This is a genomic window from Pseudomonas sp. UM16 (assembly GCF_050312595.1).
Taxonomy (GTDB): Bacteria; Pseudomonadota; Gammaproteobacteria; order Pseudomonadales; family Pseudomonadaceae; genus Aquipseudomonas.
In genome coordinates this window covers 1-345 of record NZ_JBNPJT010000083.1, presented here as the reverse complement: position 1 = coordinate 345, position 345 = coordinate 1, and the positions used below count along the sequence as shown (strand labels likewise).

Genomic DNA, 345 nt, shown 5'->3' with positions numbered 1-345 from the left:
AAAGCCCGTAACCGCATCAAGGTGTTGTACTGGGAGCGCAACGGCTTCTGCCTTTGGCTCAAGCGCCTCGAAGCCGAGCGCTTCAAAACTTCGCCAGACGCCACCGATGAAGCCATTGTCCTGACCGTCCAGGAACTGAACTGGTTGCTCGACGGCTTCGACCTCTGGCGCAACCGTCCGCATCAGGTTCTGACCCCCCGTTTCGTCGCCTGACCCGGTATAATCCGGGCCATGATTTCATTGCCCGACAACCTTCCCGACGATCCCGTTCTGCTCAAGCAAATGCTGCTTGAGAGTTACGCTGCCCGTGTGCGCGAACAGGAGGTCAAGGAGGCTTATGCGACC

General features: G+C 58.6%; 1 protein-coding gene. It reads left to right on the top strand.

Features of this window, described 5'->3' with window-relative positions:
- The coding region (tnpB, locus tag ACQRAX_RS25665) for an IS66 family insertion sequence element accessory protein TnpB (RefSeq protein WP_427867792.1) at positions 1 to 213 on the top strand (213 nt) is incomplete at its 5' end.
- Between the last annotated feature and the right edge of the window lie 132 nt (positions 214 to 345).